The sequence below is a fragment of the Pseudoduganella sp. genome, from assembly GCF_041914865.1.
GTDB lineage: Bacteria > Pseudomonadota > Gammaproteobacteria > Burkholderiales > Burkholderiaceae_D > Rugamonas.
Genome location: NZ_JAYSCO010000056.1, coordinates 25,748 through 38,972, shown reverse-complemented (window position 1 = coordinate 38,972; position 13,225 = coordinate 25,748). Strand labels below are relative to the sequence as shown.

11 protein-coding genes and 2 pseudogenes are annotated in these 13,225 nt (G+C 67.0%); 7 read left to right on the top strand and 6 right to left on the bottom strand.

The genetic code is table 11. From position 1 onward, the window contains the following. Together ACE3TQ_RS21265 and ACE3TQ_RS21260 are read left to right on the top strand one after the other, a co-directional pair. Positions 1–180, top strand: a pseudogene (locus tag ACE3TQ_RS21265) (type VI secretion system protein TssA); the annotation flags it as partial. 22 nt (positions 181–202) lie between these two features. After that, entirely contained in the window at positions 203–829 is a 627-nt protein-coding gene (locus tag ACE3TQ_RS21260; RefSeq protein ID WP_374584735.1) for a tRNA-uridine aminocarboxypropyltransferase, read from the top strand. Here the strand turns inward: ACE3TQ_RS21260 and ACE3TQ_RS21255 are convergent. Genes ACE3TQ_RS21255 through ACE3TQ_RS21245 form a run of 3 tightly spaced genes read right to left on the bottom strand, consistent with a single transcriptional unit; the run spans position 822 to position 6,072 of the window. Beyond that, complete coding sequence (locus ACE3TQ_RS21255) at positions 822–3,647, bottom strand: Hsp70 family protein (protein ID WP_374584733.1); 2,826 nt, start codon at positions 3,645–3,647, stop codon at positions 822–824. The two genes, ACE3TQ_RS21260 and ACE3TQ_RS21255, sit on opposite strands and share 8 nt — an antisense overlap. Continuing rightward, positions 3,644–5,497 carry an Hsp70 family protein gene (locus tag ACE3TQ_RS21250; protein WP_374584731.1) on the bottom strand — a complete coding sequence of 618 codons (1,854 nt, stop codon included), beginning with the start codon at positions 5,495–5,497 and terminating at the stop codon, positions 3,644–3,646. Before ACE3TQ_RS21250 ends, ACE3TQ_RS21255 begins: the two co-directional genes overlap by 4 nt. Next, positions 5,494–6,072 (bottom strand): DUF2760 domain-containing protein, encoded by a 579-nt coding sequence (locus tag ACE3TQ_RS21245; RefSeq protein ID WP_374584729.1) that lies wholly within the window; start codon positions 6,070–6,072, stop codon positions 5,494–5,496. Before ACE3TQ_RS21245 ends, ACE3TQ_RS21250 begins: the two co-directional genes overlap by 4 nt. 126 nt (positions 6,073–6,198) lie before the next feature. Between ACE3TQ_RS21245 and ACE3TQ_RS21240 the strand changes: the two genes are divergently transcribed. Together ACE3TQ_RS21240 and ACE3TQ_RS21235 are read left to right on the top strand one after the other, a co-directional pair. After that, entirely contained in the window at positions 6,199–7,365 is a 1,167-nt protein-coding gene (locus tag ACE3TQ_RS21240; protein ID WP_374584727.1) for a PA0069 family radical SAM protein, read from the top strand. Between the two features lie 15 nt (positions 7,366–7,380). Then, positions 7,381–7,806, top strand: coding sequence for a hypothetical protein (locus ACE3TQ_RS21235; RefSeq protein WP_374584725.1), 426 nt, complete (start codon positions 7,381–7,383; stop codon positions 7,804–7,806). A gap of 122 nt (positions 7,807–7,928) precedes the next feature. Here the strand turns inward: ACE3TQ_RS21235 and ACE3TQ_RS21230 are convergent, their stop codons facing one another. Together ACE3TQ_RS21230 and ACE3TQ_RS21225 are read right to left on the bottom strand one after the other, a co-directional pair. Beyond that, a complete protein-coding gene (locus ACE3TQ_RS21230) occupies positions 7,929–8,510 on the bottom strand; it encodes a gamma-glutamylcyclotransferase (protein WP_374584723.1) in 582 nt (193 codons plus the stop codon). 8 nt (positions 8,511–8,518) lie between these two features. After that, entirely contained in the window at positions 8,519–9,388 is an 870-nt protein-coding gene (locus tag ACE3TQ_RS21225) for a LysR family transcriptional regulator (RefSeq protein ID WP_374584721.1), read from the bottom strand. An 88-nt stretch (positions 9,389–9,476) separates the two neighbouring features. Between ACE3TQ_RS21225 and ACE3TQ_RS21220 the strand changes: the two genes are divergently transcribed. The 3 genes from ACE3TQ_RS21220 to maiA are packed head-to-tail and all read left to right on the top strand — an operon-like array spanning position 9,477 to position 11,679. Then, positions 9,477–10,007, top strand: a complete 531-nt coding sequence (locus tag ACE3TQ_RS21220; RefSeq protein WP_374584720.1) for a VOC family protein — start codon at positions 9,477–9,479, stop codon at positions 10,005–10,007. 8 nt (positions 10,008–10,015) lie between these two features. Continuing rightward, positions 10,016–11,038: a fumarylacetoacetate hydrolase family protein gene (locus ACE3TQ_RS21215; RefSeq protein ID WP_374584718.1), complete on the top strand. Its 1,023-nt coding sequence runs from the start codon at positions 10,016–10,018 to the stop codon at positions 11,036–11,038. Continuing rightward, positions 11,035–11,679 (top strand): maleylacetoacetate isomerase, encoded by a 645-nt coding sequence (gene maiA / locus ACE3TQ_RS21210; protein WP_374584741.1) that lies wholly within the window; start codon positions 11,035–11,037, stop codon positions 11,677–11,679. Before ACE3TQ_RS21215 ends, maiA begins: the two co-directional genes overlap by 4 nt. Positions 11,680–11,805: 126 nt before the next feature. Here maiA and ACE3TQ_RS21205 read toward each other — a convergent pair. Then, a pseudogene (locus tag ACE3TQ_RS21205) lies at positions 11,806–12,378 on the bottom strand (GGDEF domain-containing protein); the annotation flags it as partial. Between the last annotated feature and the right edge of the window lie 847 nt (positions 12,379–13,225).

Here is a 13,225-nt window from a genome sequence, read left to right as displayed (position 1 = left end):
CTGCGCCTGGTGGCGGATTTTTTCCGCCGTACGGAACCGCACAGCCCCGTCGCCTACCTGGCCGACAAGGCCGCCAGCTGGGGTGAACTGCCGCTGCATGAGTGGCTGCGCGCGGTCGTGAAAGACCCGGCGCAGCTGGCGCAGCTGGACGAGCTGCTGGGCGCGCCCGCGCAAGCCTGAGCGCTGGTGTATGATCCGCGGCATGAACACCATGCCGCGGCGCCCGATGTGCGCCACCTGCCTGCGTCCCGCCGCCACCTGCATCTGCCGCTGGGCGGCGCCGGTCGCCAGCGCAGCCGAAGTCCTGATCCTGCAGCACCCGATGGAAGTGGCCAACGCCAAGGGCAGCGCGCGCCTGCTGCATCTGTGCCTGCCGGGCAGCCGCATCGAAGTCGGCGAGCAGTTCGATGATGGCGCGCTGCGCGCCATGCTGGGACGCGACGGGCGCCAGCCCGTGCTGCTGTACCCGGACACGCCCGGCGACCGTTCGCTCGGCATCGCTCCGCCGCCCGCCTATGACGCCGCCCTGGCGCCGCACCAGGTGCAGCTGGTGGTGCTGGACGCCACCTGGCGCAAGAGCCGCAAGATGCTTTACCTGAACCCGTTGCTGCAAGCTATGCCGCGCCTGCCTTTGCGTGACACGCCGCCTTCCCATTACCTGATCCGCAAGGCGCACGCGCCGGACCAGCTGTCGACGCTGGAGGCGACGTGCTATGCGCTGGCGCAGCTGGAAGGGGACGCGTACCGCTACGACCGCGTGATCGCGGCCTTCGACGGGTTTGTGGCGCAGCAGCAGGCGCAGGCCGCCCGCAGCGGGCGCCCTAGCTGAGGAGTTTCAGGCCGGGCGGCAAAGCCTCGCCCAGCAGGCGCTGCTCGCTGGCCTGGTCCAGCTGCACGACGTCGCGCACCATGGCCGGCCAGCTGGGCGGCGCGCCGGCGCTTTCCAGGCGCCGCACCACTTCGGCGCGCAAGGCGTCGCCGATATCGCGCGAACGGTCGCCGGTCATGCGTGCCAGGTGGGCGGCGGCAAAGCCGGCCGGCTCCACCTTGCGCCAGTCCAGCTGCAGGATGGCCTGCAGCCATTGCTCGACTGTTTCGACCGGCGCCACATCGTGCGCGCTGCCGTGGAACGGGCGGCGCGCGCCGACCCTGCCCAGCGCCCACAGGTAGCGCGTCTGCGTGGCCAGGTTCTTCGCCTTGGGCAGTTCGCCCACCATCCAGTTGCCGATTTCGGCCTTGTAGGCCGAGGGGATGCGCTCGAGCGAGGCGCCCAGTCGCAGCATGTCTTCCTCGCTGCCGTTGACCAGGGTGACGGGACGGCGGCCACGCTCGCTGGCGTCGGCTTGCAGGTTGAAGGCGAAATCGTCCAGCAGGCGCAGTTGCGCGGCCGGTGGCAGGCCGCCCGAGACGCGGCGCCACAAGGTCCACCATTCGGCGCACACCTGGCTGTCCTTGTGGTTTTGCACCCCGCTTTCGAAGAGCGCCCATAGCTGCTCGATGCGCCATTCGTCCAGCGCATGGCCGAAGCCGGGGCGCAGGCAATAGCCGGCCAGGTTCAGCCAGGTGCGTTCATGCTCCGGCGAACGGCGACGGCCTTTGGCGCGCTCCATCAGCGCGTCGAACAGACGGCGCAGCAGCGGCGTGGTCCAGCGTTCGCGGCTGGTGAGCAGGTGTTCCAGCTGGCTGCGCAGCTGGCGCACTTCCTTCACGTCCACCTGCTGCGCGCGGCTGCCGAAAATGCGGTCGATTTTTTCCAGCGCTTCAGGCAGGCGCGCGGGCAGGGCCGGCTCATTGGCGGCTTCCGCTGCGCCGTCGTCGCCGTCGCTGCCGGCGGCGTCGCCATGCTCGCGCAGCTGGAATTCCAGCTGCCAGCGCTGGCCATCGGCTTCACAGTGCACTTCCAGCGTGCCCACTTCGGTCAGCGAGGCCGCCAGCTGCACCGTGATTTCCTTGCGCGCGCCGGCGTCGCTGCGGTCGCGCAGCACGGTGGCGATGGCGGGCAAGGCGGTCAGTTCGTCAGGCGGCAGGTCGGCCACGTCGCCGGCCTGCGGCGGCGTGGCGTCGGCCAGCGTGGTTGCGATGTGGAAGCGTACCGGGCGGCCCAGGCGCAGCGCGAAGCTGCGTTCCGTCAGGCGTACTTCCTGCCCGCTCGCGCTGCCGCGCGGCAGCAGGCAGACGGCGCGCCGCGTGACGCCGGGCGCACGCGCATTGTCGAGCAGCAGCCAGTAGCTGCGCGGCGAACCGCCGGCAATGGTGGGCGCCAGGCCCTGCTTGCCGAGCGCATAGGCCACACCGCCGCGCGCCACGGCGACATCGGGATCGTCGTTGTGCAGCACGCGCACCGGCTGGCCGCGCCAGGCGCCGAGCGTTGCGGCCAGGCGTTCGGCCAGTTTGGCGGCGCGGAACACGCCGCCGTTCAGCAGCAAGGTGTCCGGCACCGGCAGGCGGCCATCGTCCGCCAGGCCGAGCGCGGCGCGCGCGGCGGCGCCATGCTGGCGCAGGAAGCTGGCCAGGTGGCGCGTCACGGCAGGATCGCTGGCGTAGGGCAGGCCGAATTCGACAATGCCGCCGCGCTTGGAGTGCGCCGCTTGCTGCGTTTCGTTGAGGGGGAAGAAGCCGTCCAGCACGATGCGCTCGACGTCGGCGCGCGTCAGCGTGACCGAGCGGCTGCCGCCGACCAGGCGCGAGCCGGCGCCCAGCAAGGTGACGCTGACCTGTTCCGGCGCATCCTGCGCCAGCAGGCTTTCCTTGGCGGCGCGGCAGCGTTCCGTCAGCTGCGCCAGGCGCGCCGCCGACAGGCGCTGCGCCGGCGCGCCGTCCGCCTCGCTGCCGGCCAGGCGCTGTTCGGCCAGGTGGGCCAGCGCCAGGTCCATATTGTCGCCGCCCAGGATCAGGTGGTTGCCCACGCCGATGCGGGTCAGCTGCGGCGCGCCGTCCACCATCTCCACCTTCACCAGCGTGAAGTCGGTGGTGCCGCCGCCGACGTCGGCCACCAGTACCAGGCGCGCACCGGCCAGTTCCTGCGCCAGCGCGTCGCGCTGCCGGTACAGCCAGTCGTACAGGGCCGCCTGCGGCTCCTCCAGCAGGCGCAGGGACGGCAGGCCCGCCATGCGCGCCGCTTCCAGCGTGAGCGCACGCGCGCCTTCGTCGAAGGAGGCGGGAATGGTCAGGACAAGCTGCTGGCGCTCGAGCGGCGCGGCAGGGAAGCGGGTGTTCCAGGCCGCGCGCAAATGCGCCAGGTAGCTGGCACTGGCCGCCACCGGCGACACGCGCGCCACATCGTCGGCCGCGCCCCACGGCAGGATGGGCGCCATGCGGTCGACGCCCGTATGCGACAGCCAGCTCTTGGCGCTGGAGACCAGCCGCCCCGGCACCTGGCCGCCCAGCTGGCGCGCCAGGCGCCCGATCACCGCGCCGGCAGGCACGCCATCGAGCACCGGCTCGGCCCATGGCAAAGCCAGGTCGCCGGCGGCGATCTCGCCTTGCGCCGGATGGTAGCGGGAGGAGGGCAGCAGCTTGGCGCCGCCCACTTCACCGGGCGCGGTCAGCTGCTCGACTTCAAACAGCTGCACCGCGCCGCCCGGCGCCGCGTAAGCCAGCACCGAATTGGTGGTGCCCAGGTCGATGCTGACCAGGTACTGCGTCATTGGCCTTCGCCGGCGCCGCGCACGTCGAATTCGACCTTCCAGCGCTGGCCATCCTGCGCCACCGCCAGCAGCTCCAGCGTGCCCGCCTCGCTGGCGTAGGCATGCAGGCGCACCTGCACCACCTCGCCCACGGTGCGGCCTTCCGGCGACAGCGTGGCCTGGATCTCGTTCAGCTCAACCAGTTCGTCCGGGCCCCAGAAATCGAGCACGGTGCCGATCTGGTCCTGGCGCCGCACGGAGGAGCCGAAGAAGCGGAAGTGCACCGGCTCGCCCACCACCAGGCCGAACTCCTGGCCCGGCAGTTCCAGCTCGCTGCCTTCTTCCATGCCGAACGGCGCCACGCACAGGGCCTGGATCGGCGGTTCCATGCCGGGAATGGCCGGCATCGACGATTCCACCGCCACGTAGTAGGAACGCGCCGTTCCGCCGCGGATGCGCACGCCGGTGCCGCGCCGCACGTAGCTGTAGTAGGCCGCGCCGCGCGCCACCGCCAGGTCCAGGTCGGCGCCGCCCAGCATGCGGGCTGGTTCCGCGCCTTCCATGTACAGCCAGTCGTTGATGGTTTCCATCACGCGGTTCGCCAGCAGTTCGGACTTGAACACGCCGCCGTTGAACAGTACCGCGCTTGGATGCAGGAAGCTGTGCTCCGCGTTGACGCGGCCGGCAAAGCCCTCCAGTTCCGCCGTCGCGCCCACCTGGCGCGCCAGGAAGGCTGCCAGGTGCTTGGTGATGGCTGCGTCCTGCGCATAGGGCAGGCCAAGCTGGGTCAGGCCGGCGCGGGTGCGCACGGCCGGGCGGGCCGACGCTTCCACTTTCGGGAAGAAGCCGTCCGTGATGAAGGTGGTCACTTCGGCGCGGGTCAGCTCGGTGCGGATCGAACCGCCGATCAGTTTCGAGCCGCGGCTTGGCACCACGATCGGCCAGGTTTCGGCCTGCGCGTTGGCCAGCAGGTTTTCCTTGGCCGCGCGGCAGCCGTAGGTCAGCGCGCGCATCTGCCAGGCGTCGAGCTGGGTGCCGTTGGCGGCCAGCTTGCGCGCCACCAGGTGCGCCAGCGCCAGATCCATATTGTCGCCGCCCAGCAGGATATGGTCGCCCACCGCCACGCGGTGCGGCTCCAGCACGCCGTCGCGCTCCAGGATGGCGATCAGCGAAAAGTCGCTGGTGCCGCCGCCCACGTCCACCACCAGGATGATGTCGCCCGGCTTCACTTCCTTGCGCCAGCGGCCATCGCTGTTCTGGATCCAGCTGTACAGGGCCGATTGCGGCTCTTCCAGCAGGGTGATGTTGTCGTAGCCGGCTGCACGTGCCGCCTCGGCGGTCAGTTCGCGCGCCGCCGGATCGAACGAGGCTGGGATGGTGACGGTGACCGCCTGCTCGTTGAACGGCGCTTCCGGGTGGGCATGGTCCCATGCCGCGCGCAGGTGCTTCAGGTAGCGGGTGGAGGCTTCCAGCGGCGAGACGCGGGTCACTTCTTCCGGCGCGTCGTTGGGCAGGATGCCGGCGCGGCGGTCCACGCCCGGGTGGCACAGCCAGCTCTTGGCGCTGGACACCAGGCGGATCGGCGTGGTGGCGCCACGGCTGCGCGCCATTTCGCCCGCCACCGCAGCCTGGCCTTCCGGCGCGGCCCAAGGCAGCGACAGTTCGCCCGGCGCCAGTTCGTCGGCGTGCGGCAGATAGAGGAAGCTTGGCAGCAGCGGCAGTTCTTCCACCGTGCCCGGCGCGGTCAGCTGCGGGATGCCCAGCACGCCGTGTTTGGTCTTCTCGCCGTCGCTGCCGGCCAGTTCAACATAGGACAGCGCGCTGTGGGTGGTGCCAAGGTCGATGCCGATGGCGTAACGCGGTTCGCTCACAGTTCCACCTCGGCCGGTGCCAGCACTTTTGCGTCATGCGCTTCCGCCAGCTTCGGCAGGCGCACGCTGGAGGCGCGCCAGCCACGGTGGCTCAGGGTGCCGCTGAACGGCGCCTGGCCCACCACATTGCCGGTCAGGCGCACGGCGGCGGCGTCGAAGCCTGCCGGCAGCGTCACCCGGCTGCCTTCCGCTTCGCTGCGGATCGCTTCGATCGAGAAGTGCTCGCGCAGCACTTTGGCGCAGCCTTCGTGCACTACGCGCGCGGCGGCGCCGATATCGGCGTCCGAATAGCCGGACAGGTTTTCTTGCGTGAAGTCGATCAGGCGCGCTTCGCGCTGGAACAGCGACAGCAGCTGCAATGCAGCGTCAGGCGTGGCTTCGCGCAGCGGCGCGGCGGCTGGGGCCTGGACGGGTGCCGGCGTGGCGACAGGCGCCGGGGCCGGAGCGGAAACCGGGCCGATGCCATCGTCGCGCACGCGCGCGGCGAATTCGGCGTCGCCCAGGGTCTTGAAGAAGGCGCCAATGGCGAGGGAAATCCTGCTTCCGAAGGAAGGCAGATTGGTAGATTTGCTCATTTATTGCTCTTTGAAGGTCGGGGGGTATCCCGGAGAAGTGCGCATGATACCAGCTTGGCTTGCAGGCGAGGCGCAGCAGGTTTAGAATACTGTATAAATAAACAGTAGTTTGCATTGGGGCGCCGCATGCAGGACCATGATCTAGAGGGGCAGGTAATGCTGCCGCCGGTTTCGCGCAAGGCCCAGAAAGGGCGCGGCGCGGTATCAAACATGCAAGGCAGGTACGAATTGCAGGCGCGCGAAGCGTTCGATGACGGCTGGGCGCCGGACCCGGACGATGCCGACGCTGAAAAGCTGCCGCCGCGCACCATCGTCACCGAAGAGACGGCCAAGACCATCCTCACGCGCAACCAGTCGCCCGATATCCCGTTCAGCGTCTCGCTCAACCCTTATCGCGGCTGCGAGCATGGCTGCATCTACTGCTTCGCCCGACCATCGCACAGCTACCTCGGCCTGTCGCCGGGGCTCGACTTCGAGACCAAGCTGTTCGCCAAGGTCAACGCGCCGGAACTGCTGCGCGCCGAACTGTCGAAGCCCGGCTATGAAGTCGAATCGCTCGCCCTGGGCGTGAACACTGACGCCTACCAGCCCTGCGAGCGCGACTACCAGCTCACGCGGCGCGTGCTGCAGGTGCTGGCCGAGTGCAACCATCCGGTGGGCCTGATCACCAAATCCTCCCTGATCGAGCGCGATATCGACATCCTGGCGCCGATGGCCGAGCGCAACCTGGCGGCCGCCTCGATCACCATCACCACGCTCGACAGCAAGATCTCGCGCACATTGGAGCCGCGCGCCGCCGCACCGGCGCGCCGCCTGCGCACGATCGAGACCCTGGCCAAGGCCGGCATTCCAGTCGGCGTCTCGATCGCGCCCATCATCCCCTTCGTCACTGAACCGGACATCGAGAAAATCATGGCCGCCGCGCGCGATGCCGGCGCGGTCATGGCCACCTACGTCGTGCTGCGCCTGCCGTGGGAAGTGAGCCCTTTGTTCAAGGAATGGCTCGAAGCCCACTTTCCCGACCGCGCCGCGCGCGTGATGAACCGCGTGCGCGATATGCGCGGCGGCAAGGATTATGAAGCAGAGTTCGGTTCGCGCATGCGCGGGGAAGGCGTGTGGGCCGACCTGATCCAGCAGCGTATCGAAAAAGGTATCACACGCTTCGGCTTCCACGGCCGCCACAGCAAATTCCGCTCGCTCGACTGCTCGCAGTTCAAACGCCCCGATTACATCCCACCCTCCGGCGCCCGTGCCCGCGCCGCCGCCAAAGCGGGGCAGATGGATTTGTTTTGACCATGGGAGGTCATCATGGGCTGGTTTCTCGTCAACATTGCCGTACCTTTGCTGGCACCGGTCTTCGTCCTGTTCATGTTGAGACCGTTACCTCTTCCTGCTGGCGCCCGCTCATCTTTAAAATGGATTGCGCCAGTGAAGGACGGGCAGTTATGCTGGGTCGCCATTGCGTTCTGCGCCTCAGCATTGTACGAGTACGGGACCATTGCCAGCGAACTAGCGACACCGCCTGCAGCGTTGTTGCAGATCTCGAATGGATTGGCCAATGTGTGCCTGGTGATGAGCAGTATCGTAGCGACCGGTGGCGCGCTCTACTCGACACCTGTTGAGAAGCCGGCGCATATCAGCTGGCCGCGGCATTTTTCTTGCTTTTGCACGTCATTATTCTTCGCACTTGCATCTGCAAGCCTGTATGCGATTATTCACTTTGGCATGCGCTAACGCAGGAGGAAATATGTTTACGAGGTTCATCCATTACCACTTTCGCGACAACGATGCCGCAAGAAACTCTATGCTGGCCCTTGCCTTTGCGGTGGGAGTATTAGGGACTGGGATTGTGGTGCTTAAGGCACTTTTGGCGTAAGCAGAGACGCGGCGAGCAGGGCTTCGATGGCATGCACATGCTCGTCATGGTGCCCCATGTCGCGCAAGGCCTCGGCAAGGCGCAGCAGGTATTCCGCATTAGGGCCGCTGGGGCCAGCGGCGGATGCGATGTGGCGGGCGATTTCTTCCTCGCTGGCTTCGCCCAGCCAGGCGGCGTTGTCGGCGGCGGCGATGTAGATCAGGCCTTCCTCCGTGCCGCCGGCTTCGAAATGGATGTCGATCGCCACGCGCAGATAGCCGTTCTTTTCCCGGTGGTCGAGGTGGGCGAATTCTTCCGGTGTGACGAGGTAAGCCATGCCGTGGCAGACGGCGCCTTCGGACGGCACCAGGGTGGCGACGCGGCCCGGTGCTTCCGGTGTGCCGCGGTGGTCGTGCGAGCCTTGCCAGAAGCGGCGCGACCAGCCGACGATGTACGCCGGGCGGCGCTCGATAAAAGGAAAGTCCGCCTTGTAGATCAGCGAGCCATAACCGAACAGCCACACCTGGTGGTGGCCGTCGAACTTATCCATAGCCTTGTTGGCTTCAATCGTATTGTGCGACATGCCGCAGATTATAGGGAATAGTCGCCGAGCACGCTGATGAAGCGTTCCGCAGCCGGCGAGGGCGTGCGCGAAGTCTTGGTGTAGATGAAGAATTTGCGCGTCAGTTCCGGCTCCACCAGCGGCCGCATTTCCAGCCCGTACAGGCGCACCATCGGCTCGGCATAGGGCAGGCAGGCGGTAATGCCCAGGCCCGCTGCCACCATGGCCAGCGCCGTGGTCATGAAGGTCACCTCGTTGTACGGCGCCAGCGTGGTCATGTCGCGCAGCAGGCGTTCCGTGAACTGGCCCTGCAGGGCGATGAAGGAATGCTGGTTGACCTCGGCCCAGGCTACGCGGTGCCGCGCAGCCAGGGCATGGCCGGGCGGGCACACCACCACGAAAGGCATCTCGAACAGCAGCTGCGCATCCACCTCGGCCGTCACGTCGCGCTCGGGGCCGATGCCGACATCCACTTCGCCGCTCACCACGCGCGCCGCCACGTTATCGACCGGGCAGTCCACCAATTGCACCTGCACGTCCGGATAGGAGGCGCGGAAGCGGCTGATCACCTGCGGCAGCAGCGTGCACGCCATCATCTGCGGCGCCGCCACGCGCACGATGCCTTTCTTCAGCGCCTTGCGGCTGGCGATATCGGCCATCGCGCCATCCAGGTCCTGCAGCATCTTGTCGAACAGCGGATACAGCTCGCGCCCGACTTCGGACAGCTGCACGCGGCGCGTATTGCGCTCCACCACCTTCACGCCCAGCAGCTGCTCCAGTTCCTTGATCTGGCCCGAGAGCGCGGACTGTGTCACGTGCAGCAGGTCGGCGGCGGCGGTAAAGCTGCCGGTGCGGGCCACGGCGATCAGGGCGCGCATTTGGCGGATGGTGGGATTCATCAGGAAAATTAATAAATCAACGTGAAAATATCGTTTGTATGATAGCTGAAACAGGGGTTTAATGGCGGAATCGCAAAGGAGCCCCGCCATGAAAATCAAGCAAATCCACCACGTTGCCTACCGCTGCAAGGACGCCAAGGAAACCGTCGAGTGGTACGTCAAGCATCTGAACATGAACTTCGTGCTGGCCATCGCCGAAGACGAAGTGCCGTCGACCAAGGCGCCGGACCCGTACATGCACGTGTTCCTGGACGCAGGCCAGGGCAACATCCTCGCCTTCTTCGAGCTGCCGACGCAGAAGGAGATGGGCCGCGACGAAAACACCCCGGCCTGGGTGCAGCACCTGGCGCTGGAAGTGGCTTCGATGGATGAGCTGCTGGCCGCCAAGGAGCGCCTGGTGGCCGCCGGCATCGAAGTGCTGGGTCCCGTCAACCACACCATCTTCAAGTCGATCTACTTCTTCGACCCGAACGGCCACCGCCTGGAACTGGCGGCCAACACCGGCACCCCGGAAATGATGCAAAAGCTGGACGATGTGAAGTGGGAAATGCTGGAAGAATGGTCTAAAACGAAAAAGGCGCCGAAGCACGCTGCCTGGATGCACGCGCCACAGAATTAAGGAAATACATGAAACTCGCCACCCTCAAAGACGGCAGCCGCGACGGCCGCCTGGTCGTCGTCAGCCGCGACCTGAAATTCTGCCAACCGGTTCCCGCCATCGCCGCCACCATGCAGGACGCGCTGGACAACTGGGACACCGCAGCGCCGCAGCTGAAGCAGATCTACGCCCTGCTGAACCAGGGCAGCGCCTCGGGCGCCCAGCCGTTCGATGAAAACCAGGCGCACTCGCCGCTGCCGCGCGCCTACCAGTGGGCCGACGGCTCCGCCTACATCAACCACGTAGAGCTGGTGCGCAAGGCGCGCAATGCCGAGGTGCCCGAGTCCTTCTACACCGACCCGCTGATGTACCAGGGCGGCTCGGACAGCTTTGTCGGCCCGCGCGACGCCATCTACGCGCTGGACGAAGCCTGGGGCATCGACCTGGAAGCGGAAGTGGCCGTCATTACCGGCGACGTGAAAATGGGCGCCAGCGTGGAAGACGCCGGCAATGCGATCCGCCTGGTGATGCTGGTCAATGACGTTTCGCTGCGCAACCTGATCCCGAACGAACTGGCGAAGGGCTTCGGCTTCTTCAACTCCAAGCCGGCCAGCGCCTTTTCGCCGGTGGCCGTCACCCCGGATGAACTGGGCAAGGACTGGCAGGACAACAAGCTGCACCTGCCGCTGCTGGTGCAGATCAACCGCCAGCCATTCGGGAAGCCGAACGCCGGCGAAGACATGACCTTCAACTTCGCCCAGCTGGTGGCGCATGCGGCCAAGACGCGCGAACTGTGCGCCGGCAGCATCATCGGCTCCGGCACTGTGTCGAATAAGCAGGGCAACCTGTTCGGCTCCAGCATCGCCAATGGCGGCGTGGGCTACTGCTGCCTGGCCGAAGTGCGCATGTACGAAACCATCGAGAGCGGCAAGCCGCAGACCGGCTTCCTGCAATTCGGCGACAACGTGCGCATCGAAATGCACGACGCGCAGGGCAAGAGCATCTTCGGCGCCATCGACCAGACCGTGCGCAATTACGAGGAACGGGCATGAAGCTCTACACCTACTTCCGCAGTTCGGCCGCCTACCGCGTCCGCATTGCGCTGAACCTGAAAGGCCTGGCTTACGATGCCGTGCCGGTGCACCTGCTGCGCGACGGTGGCGAGCAGCTGGCGCCGGCCTACCGCGCGGTCAACCCGGCCGGCCTGGTGCCGGCGCTGGAAGACAACGGCATCGTGCTGACGCAGTCGCTGGCCATCATCGAGTACCTGGAGGAAGTGCACCCGCTGGTGCCGCTGCTGCCGCAGGATGCGGTGGGCCGCGCCCGCGTGCGCGCGCTGGCGCAGACCATTGCCAGCGACACGCACCCGATCACCAACCTGCGCGTGCTGAAGTACCTGAAAGGCCCGATGGGCCTGTCCGAAGAGCAGAAGATGGAGTGGTACCGCCATTGGATGCGCGAAGGCCTGGCCACGCTGGAAGCGCACCTGGAGCGCGACGGCGACATGGGCCGCTTCAGCTACGGTGACACGCCGACCCTCGCCGACTGTTGCCTGGTACCGCAAGTGTTCAACGCCCAGCGTTTTGAGATTGACCTGGCGCCGTACCCGAACGTGGCCCGCATCGCCGCCAACTGCGCCGATCTGCCCGCATTCAAGGCCGCACATCCTTCCGCGCAGCCGGATTTCGAGTAAGCCCACGAATCCCGGAATGTCCACTTCGGGGTCAGGAAGAAAAGTGGACATTTTCCATAAAAAATTACACTTTTGTTTCATACCCCCCAGTGGACATTCCAGTGGCGCGGGTTTGATGACGCGGTTGCGTGCGTGCTTCTTCGCGCGGTAAAGGGCTTTGTCGGCCCGCACCAGGAGGGAGGAGGGCGTGTCCGGCGCGCCGTGCGGGTCGGCGGAGGATACGCCGATGCTGATGGTGAGCTCCACCTCCGTTCCGTCTTCCGCGCGCACGCGCAGTTCCGATGCTTTCGCGCGCAGGCGTTCCGCCGCGTGGGCCGCCACCGCAATCGGCGTCTCCGGCATCAGCAGCACGAATTCTTCGCCGCCGAAGCGCGCCACTGCGTCCACTGCCCGCAAGTGGGCGGTGAGCAGGGTGGCGGTGTGGATGATGGCCTGGTCGCCTACCTCATGCCCGTAAGTGTCGTTGATGCGCTTGAAATGGTCGATATCGACCATCAGCAGCGAGAGCGGGTGGTGGAAGCGCCGCGCGCGCTCGAGCTCCTGCGCGATCTGCTCCGTCATCTTGCGCCGGTTGGCGATGCCGGTCAGGGGATCGGTGGTGGCCAGCTCCTCCAGCTTGCGGTTGGCCTGCAGCAGTTCCAAGGTGCGCTGCAGGATGCGGTCTTCCAGGCTGTTGCGCTCGGACGCCAGTTCGTCCATGGTGCGGCGGCGTGAGCGCAGCGCCAGCACCAGGGCGGTGATCAGCATGCCCTGCAGGACGATCAGCCCGGCCACCGCCACAATCTGCCAGCGGTACAGCTCCCACACATTGTGCGGCCGGTTCAGCATCACCGCCTCCGGCGGGATGTTGCGCAAGCCGGCGCGGCGCGCGGTCGGGTAGTCGAAGTAATAGCCTTGCACCTGGCTGGCCATGGCCGGCTGTCCCAGCAGCAGGCGCGCCATCAGGCGCCCCACGGCTTCGCCGCTCACCACGTAGCCGCCGGCCACGCCCGGCATGACCAGCGATTCGGAGTGCGTGAATATCGGCACCCTGGTGGCGCCGGCCACCTGCAGCGCCAGTTCGCGCGGCTGGATGCGCGCCGCGCCATCGCCGCGCAGCGACGCCAGCATGAAGATGGCGCTGCCGCGGTCCAGCTTGGCGGCGCGCGCGCGCAGCTCGCCAATGCTGCCGTCGTCCCAGATCTCGAAGCGGATGGCGGGGAAGTGCTGGGTGGCGCTGCGTACGCGGTCCAGCCAGAGGCGGCCGCGTGCGGTGGTGTCGCCGATGACGACCACGTGGCGCACCTGCGGTGCCACCAGCGGAATAACGCCCAGCGCCTGGCGGAAGTCGGAGGTCAGCTCGTAGCCCACGCCATCGCGCGGCTGCCACTGGTCGCGCCCGTGGTTGACGTAATGGCGCGGCACGCCGGGGAACAGTTCGGGATGGCTGGCCAGGAAACGCGACGCCACAAAGTTCTCGGTGACGATGGCGTCGAACTTCACGTCGGCGTATTTGGTGGCCAGGTAGGGCGCCATGCCCTCGACCGCCTTGTCCTCGCCGACGCGG